14 protein-coding genes are annotated in these 15,928 nt (G+C 65.4%); 4 read left to right on the top strand and 10 right to left on the bottom strand.

The genetic code is table 11. From position 1 onward, the window contains the following. Window positions 1–20 precede the first annotated feature (20 nt). The 7 genes from J2X70_RS11460 to J2X70_RS11430 all read right to left on the bottom strand — a co-directional run bounded on the left by J2X70_RS11460 (window position 21) and on the right by J2X70_RS11430 (window position 7,115). Complete coding sequence (locus J2X70_RS11460) at window positions 21–1,442, bottom strand: ABC transporter ATP-binding protein (protein WP_309910403.1); 1,422 nt, start codon at window positions 1,440–1,442, stop codon at window positions 21–23. Then, entirely contained in the window at window positions 1,432–2,292 is an 861-nt protein-coding gene (locus J2X70_RS11455; RefSeq protein WP_309910401.1) for an ABC transporter permease, read from the bottom strand. Before J2X70_RS11455 ends, J2X70_RS11460 begins: the two co-directional genes overlap by 11 nt. Continuing rightward, entirely contained in the window at window positions 2,289–3,461 is a 1,173-nt protein-coding gene (locus tag J2X70_RS11450) for a cystathionine gamma-synthase (protein WP_309910399.1), read from the bottom strand. Before J2X70_RS11450 ends, J2X70_RS11455 begins: the two co-directional genes overlap by 4 nt. Before the next feature lie 123 nt (window positions 3,462–3,584). Beyond that, window positions 3,585–4,955: a pyridoxal-phosphate dependent enzyme gene (locus tag J2X70_RS11445; protein ID WP_025878454.1), complete on the bottom strand. Its 1,371-nt coding sequence runs from the start codon at window positions 4,953–4,955 to the stop codon at window positions 3,585–3,587. A 353-nt stretch (window positions 4,956–5,308) separates the two neighbouring features. Further along, on the bottom strand, window positions 5,309–5,545 hold the full coding sequence (locus tag J2X70_RS11440; protein ID WP_025878453.1) for a YdcH family protein: 237 nt from the start codon (window positions 5,543–5,545) through the stop codon (window positions 5,309–5,311). A gap of 323 nt (window positions 5,546–5,868) precedes the next feature. Further along, window positions 5,869–6,753, bottom strand: coding sequence for a hypothetical protein (locus tag J2X70_RS11435; protein ID WP_309910397.1), 885 nt, complete (start codon window positions 6,751–6,753; stop codon window positions 5,869–5,871). Continuing rightward, entirely contained in the window at window positions 6,750–7,115 is a 366-nt protein-coding gene (locus tag J2X70_RS11430) for a DUF4398 domain-containing protein (protein ID WP_025878451.1), read from the bottom strand. The genes J2X70_RS11435 and J2X70_RS11430 overlap by 4 nt, the downstream gene beginning before the upstream one ends. 121 nt (window positions 7,116–7,236) lie before the next feature. On the opposite strand from J2X70_RS11430, the gene J2X70_RS11425 reads away from it, so the two are divergent. The 3 genes from J2X70_RS11425 (at window position 7,237) to J2X70_RS11415 (ending at window position 11,258) form a co-directional block, all read left to right on the top strand. After that, window positions 7,237–8,364, top strand: a complete 1,128-nt coding sequence (locus J2X70_RS11425) for a PilT/PilU family type 4a pilus ATPase (RefSeq protein ID WP_025878450.1) — start codon at window positions 7,237–7,239, stop codon at window positions 8,362–8,364. Between the two features lie 130 nt (window positions 8,365–8,494). Next, on the top strand, window positions 8,495–9,778 hold the full coding sequence (locus J2X70_RS11420; protein ID WP_025878449.1) for a putative DNA modification/repair radical SAM protein: 1,284 nt from the start codon (window positions 8,495–8,497) through the stop codon (window positions 9,776–9,778). Continuing rightward, window positions 9,759–11,258, top strand: coding sequence for a UdgX family uracil-DNA binding protein (locus J2X70_RS11415; protein WP_309910393.1), 1,500 nt, complete (start codon window positions 9,759–9,761; stop codon window positions 11,256–11,258). Before J2X70_RS11420 ends, J2X70_RS11415 begins: the two co-directional genes overlap by 20 nt. Window positions 11,259–11,291: 33 nt before the next feature. Here J2X70_RS11415 and maiA read toward each other — a convergent pair whose 3' ends face one another. Both maiA and J2X70_RS11405 read right to left on the bottom strand, forming a co-directional pair. Next, window positions 11,292–11,960, bottom strand: a complete 669-nt coding sequence (maiA, locus tag J2X70_RS11410) for a maleylacetoacetate isomerase (RefSeq protein ID WP_309910391.1) — start codon at window positions 11,958–11,960, stop codon at window positions 11,292–11,294. Window positions 11,961–11,974: 14 nt separating this feature from the next. Beyond that, window positions 11,975–12,964 (bottom strand): fumarylacetoacetate hydrolase family protein, encoded by a 990-nt coding sequence (locus J2X70_RS11405; RefSeq protein WP_025878446.1) that lies wholly within the window; start codon window positions 12,962–12,964, stop codon window positions 11,975–11,977. A 957-nt stretch (window positions 12,965–13,921) separates the two neighbouring features. Between J2X70_RS11405 and J2X70_RS11400 the strand changes: the two genes are divergently transcribed. Further along, window positions 13,922–15,343 (top strand): DEAD/DEAH box helicase, encoded by a 1,422-nt coding sequence (locus tag J2X70_RS11400; RefSeq protein ID WP_218788607.1) that lies wholly within the window; start codon window positions 13,922–13,924, stop codon window positions 15,341–15,343. Between the two features lie 207 nt (window positions 15,344–15,550). On the opposite strand, the gene J2X70_RS11395 is transcribed toward J2X70_RS11400, so the two are convergent. Then, the coding region (locus J2X70_RS11395; protein ID WP_309910385.1) for an IS3 family transposase at window positions 15,551–15,928 on the bottom strand (378 nt) is incomplete at its 5' end.

Below are 15,928 nucleotides of genomic sequence, written 5' to 3'. Positions count from 1 at the left end.
ATGATTGCTGCTGAAGCCGGTCACCCGGATACCAGATCTTGTTGCTCGACTACAAGGCGCACGCGCTGCATGGGTGCGCCGAACAATCCAAGGCAGATACCACGCGCATGAACATGAAAAGCAAGCGCGTCATGCAGCCAATGGTGCTGGACATGGTGATGCTGATTGCCGTCTGCGATGGCTGCGCTCATGGTGTAGTCACCCTCGCGCAGGACTGGCATCCGGAAATCAAAGGAAGCCACCAGTACCTGCCCCGCTTGAGCGCCGGGAGGGGGATCAATGGCGGCGACATACGTGTTGTCCGCGAACAGGGTCTGCCCCAGCCGGTCGTACACCTCGAAACCGATGATGGGCGAGCTCAGCACCTGGTTCACACGGCAGCGGATCTGCAGCCTGACCGGCTCTCCACCCACCACCCAGGACAGCGGGTTGCCATCCACGTCAACAAAGGCAGCGAACTCGACCTGCGCCCCGCCTTGTCCGAATCCCTTGTCCGCATTGAACTCGAAGACCCGGATTTCGTGCCGGTGCTCACTGGCGTTGATCAGATCCTGGCGGAAATCACGGGGCACCATGCCTGCGTGGTCCGGTTCGATGGCGGTCGCACCAGCAGCCGCCGGTTGGACTTCACTTTCGGGAGCGTCAACGGCCACCGGAGCAGGACCAGCAGCGGCCATCTCCACCGCGTAGAGATCCTCCAGATACTTGGCGGTGACTTCCTTGGGGGCGCCATCTGCAACGATCTGCCCGTGCGACAACCAGACCACTCGGTCGCAGAGATTGATGACGGCGGCGGTGTCATGGGATACGAAGACCACCGTGCCGTTCTGCATGAAGGAACGGAGGAATCGCATGCACTTCTGCACGAAAAACGCGTCGCCGACGCTCAGTGCCTCGTCGATTACCAGAATGTCGGCTTCCACGTGCGCGATGACGGCGAAGGCCAGCCGCACGAACATGCCGCTGGAGTATGTCTTCACCGGCTGGTCGATGAACTCGCCGATATCGGCGAATTCGACAATGGAGTCGTACTTGCTGCGCAGCTGCTCGTCCGAAAGCCCCAGCAGGGCGCCGTTGAAGAACACGTTCTCGCGGCCGGTGAAATCAGGATTGAAGCCCGCCCCAAGCTCCAGCAGTGCCGCAACCCTTCCGTCGACTAGGATCTGGCCCTCCGATGGTGCCAGCGTACCGCTCAGCAGCTGTAGCAGCGTGGACTTGCCCGACCCGTTGCGTCCGATGATGCCGACCGTTTCACCCTTGCGAATCTCGAATGAAACACTCTTCAGCGCGCTGAACTGGCGGCCGTAGGATTTGCCTCTGCTTCCCACGACACGCGCCGCGCGCGAAAAAAGGGCGTCCTTCAGCCGCTCTTGGGGCGAGCTATAGACCTGATAGTGCTTGGAAACACCGTCGATCTTGAGAACGACCGGATCAGATGACATCGGCAAATCCATCTCTAGATTTCTGGAAGAAAGCGTAACCGGCCATGGCCATGAGCAGGCCCACGAGCAGGCCGATCCCGAAGTACGCAGGAGATGGGATGTCACCGAACATCAACACCTTGCGTGCCGCCTCCAGGACACCCGTCAGGGGATTGGCTTGGATCAGGGGACGATAACGTTCAGGAATCGAATCAAGCGCGTAGAACACTGGAGAAAGGAACAGCAGCAGCGTCGCGAGCGTACCGGTCATCTGTGCCACGTCCCGGAAGTAGACACCGATCGCGGCCAGGAACCAGGAAACACCAAGGCAACCGAGCAACAACGGCAGCATGACCACGGGGAACAGGATCACTGTCCAGGGCAGCGCAACGCCCATGCACAGCTGGGCGATAGTCAGCACGATCCAACTGACGAAAGCATGGAACATCGCCGAGCCGAGCGTCACCCACGCGTAAACTTCCAGCGGAAACACAACCTTCTTTACGTAGTTGGCATTGCTCGTGATCAACGCCGGGGAACGATTGATACATTCGGCAACCACGCCGTGCACGATCAGTCCGGAAAAGAGAATCAAGGCAAAGCCACCGCTGGTATCGAAGTCCTTCCACTTTGCCTTGAACACGATGGAGAACACGAACGTGTACAGGACCAGCATGATCAGCGGTGTGATGAACGACCAGGCCAGGCCGGCGAAGGAACCGCGATAGCGGCCCACGATCTCACGCTGGATCAGACGGAAGATGAGTTGACGGTGCTCCAAGGGCGAACGCAGGAAGCCCGCCAATGGCTGCCGCCGGGCAGTTGCATAGGGCGTCAGCCCGGAAGATCTCTTGTCCAAGCGACTGCTCACGCCAGCGCCCTTTCCAGATCCACCTGCAGATCCCCCAGCTCTTCCACGCCCACGCTCAGCCGCACCAGCGCATCGCTGATCCCCAGCTGCTCACGGCGCGCCACCGGAATCGAGGCATGGGTCATCACCGCCGGGTGGTTGACCAGGCTTTCCACGCCACCCAGCGACTCGGCCAGGGTGAACAATTCGGTCTTCTCGCAGAAGCGCTTGGCCGCCTCAAAACCGCCCTTCAGCACGATCGAGACGATGCCGCCAAAGCCGGCCATCTGCTTACGGGCAAGATCATGCTGCGGATGCGAGGGCAACCCAGGGTAGATCACCTTTTCCACCTCGGGATGCGTTTCTAGCCACTTGGCCAACGCCATCGCATTGGCGCAATGCGCCTTCATGCGCAGCGGCAGGGTCTTCAGACCGCGCAGGGCCAGGAAGCTGTCGAACGGGCCCTGCACGCCACCAATGGAGTTCTGCAGGAAGGCCATCTGCTCGGCCAACGGCGCATCGTCACCGACCACCACCATGCCGCCGACCATGTCCGAATGGCCATTGAGGTACTTGGTGGCCGAATGCAGCACCAGGTCGGCGCCCAGCAGCAGCGGCCGCTGCAGCATCGGCGAGGCGAAGGTGTTGTCCACCACCACGATCAGGCCATGGCGCTTGGCGATGGCGGCGACCGCGGCGATGTCCACGATCTTCAGCATCGGGTTGGTCGGGGTCTCGATCCAGACCATCTTGGTCTTCGGCGTGATCGCCGCTTCGAAGGCCGCCAGATCGGTCAGGTCGACGAAGCTGAAGTCCAGCGCAGCGGTGCGGCGACGCACGCGCTCGAACAGGCGGAAGCTGCCGCCATAGATGTCGTCCATCGCCACCACGTGGCTGCCGGCATCCAGCAGCTCGATCACGGTGGAGCTGGCAGCCATGCCCGACGCGAAGGCGAAGCCACGGGTGCCACCTTCCAGCGAGGCCACGCAACGCTCGTAGGCGAAGCGGGTCGGGTTGTGGGTACGCGAATACTCGAAGCCCTGGTGCTCGCCCGGGCTGGACTGCGCGTAGGTCGAGGTGGCGTAGATCGGCGGCATCACCGCGCCGGTGCTCGGGTCGGGCGACTGGCCGCCATGGATGGCCAGGGTGGCCAGCGCCAGCGCGCGGTCCGGGGAAGAAGCGTTGGACATGTCGTTTCCTGATTGGCGCCGATGACCGGCGCCGTCGAAGGAGCGGGAGTCTATCAGCGCGGCCTTAACGAGCTTTGACGCGGATAAACCGGGATTCAGCAGCGATCTGCGGCGATAAACGCCTTACTGAACGCGCCGACGCAGGTAATTCAGCAGGTCGATGCGGGTGATCAGGCCGAGGAAGGTGTCACCGTCCATCACGATGGCCACCTGGCCGCGGTCGAACACCGGCAGCAGCGCCTCGATCGGCGACTTCACGTCCAGCCGGTCCAGCTTGCTGACCATGGCGGTGGCCACCGGGTCGCGGAAGCGTGCTTCGTCGCCGTAGACGTGCAGCAGCACGTCGCTTTCGTCGACGATGCCGACCAGCTGGTCACCGTCCAGCACCGGCAGCTGCGACACGTCATACAGCTTCATGCGCTGATAGGCGGTGGTCAGCAGGTCGTTCGGGCCGATCACGACGGTGTCGCGCTGGCCGTACGGGCGCAGGATCAGGTCGCGCAGGTCACCGTGCTGCGGGCGCTCAAGGAAGCCGTTGTCCAGCATCCAGTAGTCGTTGTACATCTTCGACAGGTACTTGTTGCCGGTGTCGCAGACCAGCACCAGCACCTTCTTCGGCGTGGTCTGCTCCTTGCAGTACTTCAGCGCCGCCGCCAGCAGGGTGCCGGTCGAGGAGCCACCGAGGATGCCTTCCTTGCCCAGCAGCTCACGCGCGGTATGGAAGCTCTCCGCGTCGGTGATGGCGTAGGCCTTCTTCACACGGCTGAAATCGGAGATCGAGGGCAGGAAATCCTCGCCGATGCCTTCCACCAGCCAGCTGCCCGACTTGTCGTTGAGCACGCCGTCGTTGATGTACTCGGCCAGGATGGAGCCGACCGGGTCGGCCAGCACCAGCTCGGTCTTCGGCGACAGCGTGGCGAAGGCGCGCGAGAGGCCGGTCATGGTGCCGGAGCTGCCGCAGCCGAACACGATGGCATCCAGATCGCCATCCATCTGCTCGAGGATCTCCGGGCCGGTGCCGAATTCATGCGCGGCCGGGTTGTCCGGGTTGCCGAACTGGTTGACGAAGTAGGCGCCCGGGGTCTGCTCGGCGATGGTCTTGGCCAGGTCCTGGTAGTACTCCGGGTGGCCTTTGGCCACGTCCGAGCGGGTCAGGCGCACTTCGGCACCCATCGCCTTCAGGTTGAAGATCTTTTCCCGGCTCATCTTGTCCGGGACCACCAGGATCAGCTTGTAGCCCTTCTGCTGGGCCACCAGCGCCAGGCCCAGGCCGGTATTGCCGGCGGTGCCTTCCACCAGGGTGGCGCCGGGCTTGAGGTCGCCGCGCTTCTCTGCCGCTTCGATCATCGACAGGCCGATGCGATCCTTGATCGATCCGCCCGGGTTGGCGCTTTCGAGCTTCAGGTAGAGCTCGCAGACGCCAGCATCCAGGCGCTGGGCCTTGACGATAGGGGTCTGGCCGATGAGTTCGAGGACGGAAGAATGGATGGGCATTCGGGGGACTTCGGTTCGCGCCACACAGGGCCGGACCGGTGATTATCCGACGGATGGCGACGAAAGTCAGGAGCCGTTTCTGTAGCGCCGGGCCATGCCCGGCGGGAGGCGTGCTGACCCACGGTCGGCACCCACCAGCTCGGCTGGCGGCCCAAGGGGATGCGGACGGCCCCGGATCGACGAGGAGACCGGTACCGCCCGCATCGGGGGACGTGCCTGCGGGGCCAAGGCACCACCGCGTGTGGTGCCTTGGCGCGACGCCTGCGTTCAGCGGCGCCGCGTTGCCAGGTCAGGAGAGCCTGGCAGGGCCATCGATGGCCAGGTCATGCCATTCCGGGCACGACAGGGGTGCGTCAATGCGTGGGGGACGAGGTTGCGAGCGGTGTTTCGTACATTCGCAGAAGGCGTTGCTTGGCCAGCAGCTTCTCGCGCTTCATTCGACCCAGGGTGACATCATCGATCGGGAGTACACCCAACTCCGCATCCATGCACTTCTTGTTCAACTTGCGGTGCTGGTCATGGAGTGCCCGGAACTCCGGATCGCGCGCGCGACGGGCGTCGATCTCGCTCTGGGGCTGATCTTCAAACATGATGGACCTCCTTCGACAGATACACGAACGCCCCGGCCGCAAGGCACGGGGCGTTGTTCATGGAGGAGTGCCGGTCGATGCCCACATGGGTGCCCACAACGACATGCGGCACTGGCCTGCGCACTTCGATCTGCTGCGGTTCGCGCCCTGCTTGCATCGGCCCGGCCCTCCCATCGTCCGGTCCGCGTTATTGCGTCCCGGACAATTGACCCTACGCTTGCTCTGGACGGGGTTCAAGCCCCTGCGGCAAAAAGACCGAACCCCGCCGAGGCGGGGTTCAGGCTGAATACTCAACACAACGAAAAACAAACAATATCAATCAATTACGGCGCGATGACGACCTCGGCCGAGCGGGCCCGGGTGGAGGCGGCCTTCTTCCCAGCAACCTGGATCCGGCTGCTGGCGACACCGGCCGACACCAGCGCGTCGCGCAGTGCCTCGGCGCGCTTCTGGCCGACGCCATTGGCACTGTCATAGGCTTCGATGCGGATCCTGCCCTTCTTGCCGATGTTCACGTACTCGGCCAGGGCCTTGGCCTGGTTGCGGGCGCCACCGGACAGGCTCGAGGCCCCGGCGGCAAACGCGTCACCGGCAAAGGTGAAGACCTCGCCGCGGCCATCGAACTTCGAGCCCGGCAGTTTCTGCCCGGACACCAGCTCGGCTTCCTCACGGGCCAGCTTGGCCGCGTTCTGCTGGGCCGAGCTGAGGCGCTGCTGCTGCTTGCCGGCCACGCTGGTCAGGGCGTTCTCGGCATCCTGGCGGGCCAGGGTCTCGGCCTCGGCCGCCTGGCGCAGGCGTTCGGCCTCTTCTGCCTGCATCTGCGCCTGCATGCGCAGCTGTTCGGCTTCCTGGCGGGCACGGGCGGCATCGCGGCGGCTGGCCTCGATCAGCAGATCGCCGCGGGTGCGCTCCAGGCGGTCGACCTCGCGCGCGGCCAGCGCAGCCCGCACGGCGGTCTCGGCGATCTCGACCCGGCGCTCGGCCAGGTAGGTGGCCAGCTCCTGGTCACGGCGCTTGGCCTTTTCCAGGGTGGCGATGGCCTGCTGCGCCTGCATGCGCTCGAAGGCGCCCAGTTCGGCGGTGTCCGGATTGGCCTGGATCGCCATCAGGCGCTGGCTCAGCTGGCCCACCATCGGGTTGTCAGCGGCCAGGACCAGCGTCGGCAGGGCCAGCAGCGTGGCCAGGGTCAGCGCGGAAATCGTCTTCATCGGCGGTCCTCCCCGGTCGACAACTGGCGCTGCAGCTGGTTGACCTCGTTGCGGCGCAGCTGCAGCTGTGCGGTCGCCGTGGCTTCCTCGCTGCGGGCACGGGCCAGATCGGCGTCAACGGTGGCACGCAGGGCCAGGGCCGGTGCGTTCTTGCGCTCGCGGCGGTCGCCAGCGGCACGCTGGGCCTGCTCCAGCCCCTGGCGGGCCAACCCGATCAGGTCCGGGGCGTACTGGTCGGCGTCGGCCTGGGTGGCCTTGTCCACCGCCTGCCGGGCCTGGGCCAGTTCCAACGCGCCATCCTGCGCCCAGGCGGGAGCAGAGAGTGCGAATGCAAACGCCATCACATACAGGCTGTGGCGCATTCGTGCGAAGCTAAGTCGTTTCATTGGGGAGGCCGTACCGGTTGTCGGTTCGCGGCCATTGTCGTCAAGCCGGTACCGTGCTTGCAACGGGCACCGGCAGTTTCGTTGGGGAAAATTCGCAATGGATATCGGCTACTTCCTGAAGCTGATGACCGAAAAGAACGCTTCGGACATGTTCTTGACCACCGGCGCGCCGGTGTACATCAAGATCGAGGGCAAGCTGTATCCGCTCGGCAATACCGGCCTGCCGCCGGGAATGGTGAAGAAGATCGCCTACTCGCTGATGGACGAGGGCCAGGTGCCGCAGTTCGAGCGCGAGCTGGAACTCAACATGGCCATCGCCCTGGCCGATGCCGGGCGTTTCCGCGTCAACGTGTTCAAGCAGCGCGGTGAAGTGGGCATGGTCATCCGCGCCATCCGCAGCCGGATTCCGAGCATCGAAGAGCTCAACCTGCCGCAGGTGCTGAAGGACGTCATCATGACCCCGCGTGGGCTGGTGCTGGTGGTGGGGTCCACCGGCTCGGGCAAGTCCACCTCGCTGGCGTCGATGATCGACCATCGCAACAGCACCACCACCGGTCACATCCTCACCATCGAGGACCCGATCGAATACCTGCACAAGCACAAGATGTCCATCGTCAACCAGCGCGAGGTCGGGCTCGATACCCATGCCTTCCACAATGCGCTGAAGAACGCGATGCGTGAAGCGCCGGACGTGATCCTGATCGGCGAGATCCTGGATGCCGAAACGATGGAGGCGGCGATCGCCTTCGCCGAAACCGGGCACCTGTGCCTGGCCACCCTGCACTCCAACAACGCCGACCAGACCATCGAGCGCATCCTCAACTTCTTCCCGGAAAGCGCGCACAAGAACGTGCTGATGAACCTGGCGCTGAACCTGCGCGCGGTGATCAGCCAGCGCCTGGTGAAGAACAAGGAGGGGCGCCGCCTGCCGGCCACCGAAGTACTGATCAACACGCCGATGATTCGCGACCTGCTGCGTCGCGGCCAGGTACACGAGATCAAGGCGGCGATGGAGGCTTCGCTGGAAGAAGGCATGGAGAGCTTCGACCAGTGCCTGTTCCGGTTGGCCAAGAACGGCACCATCGATCAGGAAGAAGCACTGCGCGCGGCCGACTCGCGCGATGGCCTGGCGCTGAAGTTCCGCCTGTCAGAAGGCGGCAGCGGCGAGCACGATCCGTATGCGGACTTCTCGGCCGGCGCGCCGAGCATTACCCACGGGTTCTGACGGCGCGCCCGCCAGGCATGGCCCGGCGCTACCGGACGCGTGGTGGCAGCGCCGGTCCATGCCCGGCGGAATCCTGAAGAGTTAAGGGGCGGTCTCATCCAATGAGACCCCTCGTGCGTAGGTTTCTTCAATGGAAACCATACGCAAGCTGGCCATCCTTGCAGATGCCGCCAAGTACGATGCCTCCTGCGCCTCCAGTGGTGCGGGCAAGCGCGATTCGCGCGCCTCCGGCGGCATCGGCAGTACCGAGGGCATGGGCATCTGCCACAGCTACACGCCCGATGGCCGCTGCGTGTCGCTGCTGAAGATCCTGCTGACCAACTTCTGCGTGTACGACTGCGCCTATTGCGTGAACCGGGTGTCCAGCAACGTGCCGCGCGCGCGTTTCAGCGTGGACGAGGTGGTCACGCTCACCCTGGACTTCTACAAGCGCAATTACATCGAAGGGCTGTTTCTTTCCAGCGGCATCATCCGCAACGCGGACTACACGATGGAGCGCATGGTGGAGGTGGCTCGTCGGCTGCGCGAGGAGCACCGATACGCCGGCTACATCCACCTGAAAACGATCCCCGAGGCATCGCCAGAACTTCTGGCCGCTGCGGGTCGTTACGCCGATCGCCTGTCGATCAATGTCGAACTGCCCACCGAGGCGGGCCTGGCCACCCTCGCCCCGGAAAAGACCAGCACATCGATCCGCGGCGCGATGGGTGAACTGCGCTGGCGCATCGAAGAAGCCAAGGAGGCCCGCAAGGCGCCGGCAGTGATCGCACCGGTTTCCAGCCGCGGCGCGCGTCCTCGCCCTCCCCGCTTTGCACCCGCCGGGCAGAGCACGCAGATGATCGTCGGCGCCGACGGTGCCAGCGACCAGCAGATCCTGACCAGTGCCGACAGCCTCTACGGCAACTACCGCATGCGGCGGGTGTACTACTCCGCCTTCAGCCCGATTCCCGATGCGAGCCGCCAGCTGCCCCTGCAGCCTCCTCCGCTGCAGCGCGAGCACCGGCTGTACCAGGCCGACTGGCTGCTGCGCTTCTACGGCTACGGCGTGGAGGAGATCACCGACACCACCCAGGGTGGCATGCTGGATCTGGACATCGATCCGAAGATGGCCTGGGCGATCCGCCATCCCGAACGCTTCCCGGTGGACCTGAATCTTGCTCCGAAGGAGCTGCTGCTGCGGGTGCCAGGCCTGGGAGTGCGCAACGTCAAGCGCGTGTTGATGGCACGCCGCCACGGTCGCCTGCGGGTGGCCGACGTTGCCCGACTGAAGGCGCCGATGAGCAAACTGCTGCCGTTCGTGCAGCTGGCCGACCACCATCCGCGCAGTGCGCTGGATGATCCGGCGGCGCTGCGCGCGAAGCTGGCGCCACCACCCCGCCAGGGCTCGCTGTTCGATGCCGCGCCCGCTGCCTGAGCTGCAGCGCTGGTCGCTGCGCGTAGACCCGCCGTGGTCGCTGGATGCCTGGCGCGGTGCGGCGCGTGAGGCCTTGCTGCGCGGGGTGCTGCCGGAACAGCTGGACTGGATCACGGGCAGCGAAGCGTCGCTGCTGGACGCGCCGGCGGTGCAGCAGGCGCCACTGCCCGACGGCGCCACCGCCCCGAACGTGCCGCGCGACTTCGTCGAACTGGCCGCTACCTGCCTGTGCCATCGCGATCCGCAGCGCCTGCCGCTGCTGTACCGCCTGCTGTGGCGCATCGCGCATGGCGAACGCACGGTGCTGTCCAATCCGGCCGACGCCGATGTGCTGCGGTTGATGGCGCTGGCGCAGGCGGTGCGCCGCGACACGCACAAGATGAAGGCCTTCGTACGCTTCCGGGAGGTGCCCGGCGAGACCGACGCGTTCATCGCCTGGTTCGAACCCGATCACAACATCGTCGACCGGGTCGCGCCGTTTTTCGCCCGCCGTTTTGCCGGCATGCGCTGGGCGATCCTGACCCCCGCGCGCAGTGTCCGCTGGGATGGCAGCGCGCTCTCATTCGGTGATGGCGGCAGCCGTCGCGATGCACCCGCCGAAGACGCCCGTGAGACGCTGTGGCAGACCTATTACGCCAGCATCTTCAATCCGGCCCGGCTCAACACGCGGATGATGCAGCAGGAAATGCCCGCCCGTTACTGGAAGCATCTTCCCGAAGCGCACCTGTTGCCGGGTCTTGTGCGCGACGCAGCCGGCCGCGTGCAGGAGATGCATGATCGACCGGCACAGGCACCGCAGCGACGTATTCCCGCACGGCCGAACGATGCAACCGGTGCCGCTGCGGACAATGGCAGCCTGCAGGCGCTGCGCCAGCAGGCCGCCGTCTGCCGGCAGTGCCCGCTGTGGGAAGCGTCGACCCAGACCGTGTTCGGCGAAGGTCGTGCCGATGCACGCATCATGCTGGTGGGCGAACAGCCCGGTGATGTCGAGGACCTGAGTGGGCGCCCCTTCGCCGGGCCGGCGGGCAAGCTGCTGGACCGTGCGCTGCAGGAGCTGGGCATCGAACGCAGCGCCCTGTACCTGACCAACGCGGTGAAGCACTTCCATCACGAGCGGCGAGGCAAGGTGCGCCTGCATAAGCGCCCTGAGAGCCGCCATGTGCATGCCTGCCGGCCGTGGCTGCAGGGCGAGATCGCACGGGTGAAGCCGCAGGTGATCGTCTGTCTGGGTGCCACGGCGGCCTCGTCCGTATTCGGTCGCGATTTCAACCTGACGCGCGACCGTGGCCGCTGGCTCACGCTCGAGGATGGCACCCGGGGATACGCCACCGTGCATCCTGCCTGGGTACTGCGACAGAAGGATGATACGCGGCGCGAGGACGCCTACCGGTTGTTCCGCGATGACCTGCGGCAACTGCTGGCGGCCGATTCCGCGCCCACCGGGCATGGCCCGGCGCTACCGCGCGCTGGAGACCGGTAGCGCCAGGCCATGCCCGGCGAGCACAGCGGGACGTCAGGCGGCGTCGACCTGGTTTTCGGGGCGTGCAGCGATGAAGGCATCCAGCTGCTGGCAGGCCGCTTCAATGCGGCGCAGTGTGGGGTATGCCGCCAGGTCCAGGCCGAAGCGATGGGCGTTGTACAGCTGCGGCAACAGGCAGATGTCGGCCAGGCCCGGACGGTCACCGTGGCAGAACATGCCGGTATCAGCGCTGTTGGCCAGCATCGTTTCCATTGCGGCAAAGCCCTCGGCCATCCAGTGCAGGGTCCACTGCGTGCGTGCATCGGCGGGAAGCTGCAGATCGCGCTCGAGGTACTGCATCACCCGCAGGTTGTTGATCGGGTGGATGTCGCAGGCCACCAGCTGCGCCAGCGCCCGCACCCGTGCGCGGCCAGCGGCATCGGCCGGCAGCAACGGCACCTGCGGGAACCGCTCTTCCAGATACTCCAGGATCGCCAGCGACTGGGTCAGCACGTGGCTGTCATGCAGCAGCGTGGGCACCAGCTGCTGCGGGTTGAGCCCGCGATAGGCGTCATGGTGCTGCTCGCCGCCCTCGCGCACCAGATGCACCGGTCGTGCTTCGAAAGCCAGGCCTTTCAAGGCCAGGCCGATGCGCACGCGGTAGGCGGCGCTGGATCGCCAGTAGGTGTACAGCACGATGCCGTCGTCGACCGGAATCTGCATCGCCGCCTCCATGCTCAGGGCTTGGCCGCCTGTTCGATGCGCTGCTCGATCGCACCGAAGATGCTGTTGCCGGCGGCATCGAGCATCTCGATGCGCACCACGTCGCCGAAGGACATGAACGGCGTGCTCGGCTTGCCGTCGCGCAGGGTTTCCACCACGCGCTGTTCGGCGAAGCACGAAGCACCCTTGCTGGTGTCTTCGTTGGCGATGGTGCCCGAGCCGACGATGGTGCCGGCACTGAGCGGCCGCGTCTTCGCCGCGTGCGCGACCAGCTGGGCGAAGTTGAACTGCATGTCGACACCCGCTTCCGGCGCACCGAACCACGTCCCGTTGATGTGGGTCAGCAGCGGCAGGTGCACCTTGCTGTCCTGCCAGGCAGCACCCAGCTCGTCGGGAGTGACGAACACCGGCGACAACGCCGAGCGCGGCTTGGACTGCAGGAAGCCGAAGCCCTTGGCCAGTTCGCCCGGGATCAGGTTGCGCAGCGAGACGTCGTTGACCAGGCCGATCAGCTGGATGTGGCCGGCGGCCTGCTCCGGGGTGGCGGCCATCGGCACGTCGTCGGTGATCACCACGATCTCCGCTTCCAGGTCGATGCCGTAGTCCTCGCTGACCACCTTGACCGCATCGCGCGGGCCATGGAAACCGGCGCTGGTGGCCTGGTACATCAGCGGATCACTGTAGAAGCTCTCCGGCACCTCGGCGCCGCGCGCGCGACGTACGCGCTCGACGTGCGGCAGGTAGGCGCTGCCATCAACGAATTCATAGGCGCGCGGCATCGGCGCGGCCAGAGCCTGCGGGTCCAGGTCGAACACGCCATCGGCGTCACCGGCATTGAGCGACTCATACAGCGCATTCAGACGCGGGGCCAGATGGCTCCAGTCCTCCAGGGCCAACTGCAGGGTGGCGGCGATGCCGGTGGCGCGCACGCCGTGGCGCAGGTCACGCGAGACGACGATCAGGGTGCCGTCGCGGCCGCCTTCCTTCAAGGAACCAAGCTTCATGGTGGGTGTCCGGAGTCGTGGGCAAACAAGTTTCAAGTGTAATCAAATAAGCAGCGTAGCCAAGCTGCAGCGCGGCATCGCCTCACCCTACCGCAGGAGGGGGGCGGCAGGGTTGCACCCTGCACCGGCTTCAAGCCAGAGCAGCGGCCGGAGCAACTGCAACAGCCGGCTCTGGGTTTTCTGCGGGTTGGGCGGGGCGGTATGGGGCTGCAGGACACGCCGTAAACCCATCCATGGGGGCTCGATGGCGCCATCCATGGCGCCAACGGTCCTGCAGCCCCATACCGCCCCGCCTTCGACAGTTTCCCGATGACGGTGGTAGATCCACGCCATGCGTGGATGAATTTCCAACGAAATCGAATATTTCGACAATTGAACGAAGAGCATCCACGCATGGCGTGGATCTACCGTGTCGACCAAGGTCGTCACCCACCAGGAGCGGGCCATGCCATTCCGACAGATCGCGGAAAACTGTCGAAGGCGGGGTGGGTCCGGTTGCGGGGGTGTCCGCGGCATGGATGCCGCGGCCAAGCCCCCAAGGACGGGTTTACGGCGTCCCCCGCAACCGGACCCACCCCGCCATCCCACGGTATGCCCGCTGTTGCTGTTGAGGTTGCCGGCCAGCGGCCGGCACTACCGCTTCGGCGGGTGCAGGGCGCAGCCCTGCCGAACCCCCAACCTGAACAGCCTGTTTTGCGTCAGGTCTCATCCTTCCGTTAGACTATGCGGGTCTGCAGCGGCCGTCCGTTTCCCTCCGGGATCGCCGGCGACCGGGGTTCGCCCCATCGCCCGCCCCCACTCCGACGCCGTTCGTCACGCATTCCAGCCTGCGCTTCGCGTTGGCTGCACCCAATTCTCGCAGCGCGGTTCACGGGAACGCTCCGAGTCAGCCGATCAGTTTGATCTGCCCCCGTCTGTCCGTTCGGACAGGCGTTAACTGTACTTGGAGCAATCTCGATGTCTTTTGAATCCCTGGGCCTTGCGCCCTTCCTGCTGCGTGCGCTCGCCGAGCAGGGCTACGAAACCCCGACCCCGATCCAGCAGCAGGCGATCCCGCTGGTGCTGGCCGGTCGCGACCTGCTGGCCGGCGCACAGACCGGCACCGGCAAGACCGCCGCGTTCGGCCTGCCGCTGCTGCAGCACCTGGGCACCGCTTCGCAGGAAGTGCGCACCGGCCCGCGCAAGCCGCGCGCGCTGATCCTGGCACCGACCCGCGAACTGGCCACCCAGGTGCATGACAGCCTGCGCGGTTACAGCAAGTACCTGCGCATCCCCAGCGCCTGCATCTACGGCGGTGTCGGCATGGGCAACCAGCTGGACATCCTGCGTCGCGGCGTGGATCTGCTGGTGGCCTGCCCGGGCCGCCTGATCGACCACCTGGAGCGTCGCAGCATCGACCTGTCCGGCATTGAACTGCTGGTGCTGGACGAAGCCGACCGCATGCTGGACATGGGCTTCCTGCCCTCGATCAAGCGCATCCTGGCCAAGCTGCCCAAGCAGAACCGCCAGACCCTGCTGTTCTCGGCCACCTTCGAGGACAACATCCGGCAGTTGGCGCTGGAATTCATGCGCAACCCGGAACAGATCCAGGTCACGCCGAAGAACACCGTCGCCGAAACCATCACCCACAAGGTGCATCCGGTCGATGGCAGCCGCAAGCGCGACCTGCTGCTGCACCTGCTCGCGCAGGACAGCCGCGAGCAGACCCTTGTGTTTGCCCGCACCAAGCACGGCAGCGACAAGCTGGCCGCGTTCCTGGAAAAGTCCGGCATCAAGACCGCGGCGATCCACGGCAACAAGAGCCAGGGCCAGCGCCTGCGTGCGCTCGGCGACTTCAAGGCTGGCCGTGTCACCGTGCTGGTGGCCACCGATATCGCCGCGCGCGGCATCGACATCAACGAGCTGCCGAAGGTGATCAACTTCGATCTGCCGATGGTGGCCGAAGACTACGTGCACCGCATTGGCCGTACCGGCCGCAACGGTGCGACCGGTGAAGCGATTTCGCTGGTGGCGCAGGATGAAGTGAAGCTGCTGCGCGCGATCGTGCGCCTGCTCGGCCGTGACATGGACATCCGCGATGTGCCGGGCTTCGAGCTGCAGACGCCGATCCGCTGGGGCAACAGTGCTCCGGGCAAGGCCGAGGCCGATACCGGCGAGCGCGTGCCGCGCAAGACCCACGCGCGCCGTCCGCACGGCGATGCGCCGCGTCATGCCCATGCAGGCCCGAAGAAGGCCGGCGGTGGCCGCCGCGAGGGCGCCGGCAACGGCCAGCAGCGCGCAGGCGCAGGTGCCGGCCAGGGCCAGCGTCGCGGTGGCGGCAACAACAGTGCTGGCGGCCGTGGCCGCGGCCAGGGTGGCGGCGGCGGTCGCGCCAGCTGATCCCAGCTGACCGGGATGGCGTCTCCCGCTGCGCGGGGGCTGCTTATCGGGGGACGACGCTTACGCGTCGTCCCTTTTTTGTTGCTGGCTGCCGGGTGGTTTGAAAGCTGGCGGTGGGTTTTGTGTGGGCGTTGGGGAGCGGGGGCGGTGCAAAACACGCCGTAAACCCATCCATGAAGTGACCCCCTAAAGTTGGACAGTTGGGGATCAGGCAGCCAGCGCGACCTGTTCCCGGTACTTTACCGGGCTCAGGCCCTTTAGTTTCAGTCGGATACGGTCTTCGTTGTAGTACCGGATGTACTCCGTCAGTCCCGCTTCCAGACTTTCGATGCTGTCAAAGCTGTTCAGGTAGAAGAATTCCGACTTCAGTGTCCCGAAGAAGCTCTCCATGGCCGCGTTGTCCAGGCAGTTGCCACGCCGGGACATGCTCTGTTTCAGCGAGTGCTTCGCGAGCTTGTGGCGGTAGTTTTCGTGCTGGTAATGCCAGCCCTGGTCAGAGTGGATCATCGGTCGATCTTCGGGCGAAAGCTTCTTGATCGCTTGGTCCAGCATCTCCCCCACCAGGTCGAACACCGGTCGGCGCTT

Source organism: Stenotrophomonas sp. 1337 (assembly GCF_031455455.1).
Classification (GTDB): domain Bacteria; phylum Pseudomonadota; class Gammaproteobacteria; order Xanthomonadales; family Xanthomonadaceae; genus Stenotrophomonas; species Stenotrophomonas indicatrix.
This window is presented reverse-complemented; position numbering and strand designations above follow the sequence as displayed.

Bases quoted from the DNA above. Each gene is read 5' to 3' on its own strand.
- J2X70_RS11460 (WP_309910403.1), bottom strand. From the start codon at position 1,442: ATGTCATCTGATCCGGTCGTTCTCAAGATCGACGGTGTTTCCAAGCAC.
- J2X70_RS11450 (WP_309910399.1), bottom strand. From the start codon at position 3,461: ATGTCCAACGCTTCTTCCCCGGACCGCGCGCTGGCGCTGGCCACCCTG.
- J2X70_RS11445 (WP_025878454.1), bottom strand. From the start codon at position 4,955: ATGCCCATCCATTCTTCCGTCCTCGAACTCATCGGCCAGACCCCTATC.
- J2X70_RS11440 (WP_025878453.1), bottom strand. From the start codon at position 5,545: ATGTTTGAAGATCAGCCCCAGAGCGAGATCGACGCCCGTCGCGCGCGC.
- J2X70_RS11435 (WP_309910397.1), bottom strand. From the start codon at position 6,753: ATGAAGACGATTTCCGCGCTGACCCTGGCCACGCTGCTGGCCCTGCCG.
- J2X70_RS11430 (WP_025878451.1), bottom strand. From the start codon at position 7,115: ATGCGCCACAGCCTGTATGTGATGGCGTTTGCATTCGCACTCTCTGCT.
- J2X70_RS11425 (WP_025878450.1), top strand. From the start codon at position 7,237: ATGGATATCGGCTACTTCCTGAAGCTGATGACCGAAAAGAACGCTTCG.
- J2X70_RS11420 (WP_025878449.1), top strand. From the start codon at position 8,495: ATGGAAACCATACGCAAGCTGGCCATCCTTGCAGATGCCGCCAAGTAC.
- J2X70_RS11415 (WP_309910393.1), top strand. From the start codon at position 9,759: ATGCCGCGCCCGCTGCCTGAGCTGCAGCGCTGGTCGCTGCGCGTAGAC.
- maiA (WP_309910391.1), bottom strand. From the start codon at position 11,960: ATGCAGATTCCGGTCGACGACGGCATCGTGCTGTACACCTACTGGCGA.
- J2X70_RS11405 (WP_025878446.1), bottom strand. From the start codon at position 12,964: ATGAAGCTTGGTTCCTTGAAGGAAGGCGGCCGCGACGGCACCCTGATC.
- J2X70_RS11400 (WP_218788607.1), top strand. From the start codon at position 13,922: ATGTCTTTTGAATCCCTGGGCCTTGCGCCCTTCCTGCTGCGTGCGCTC.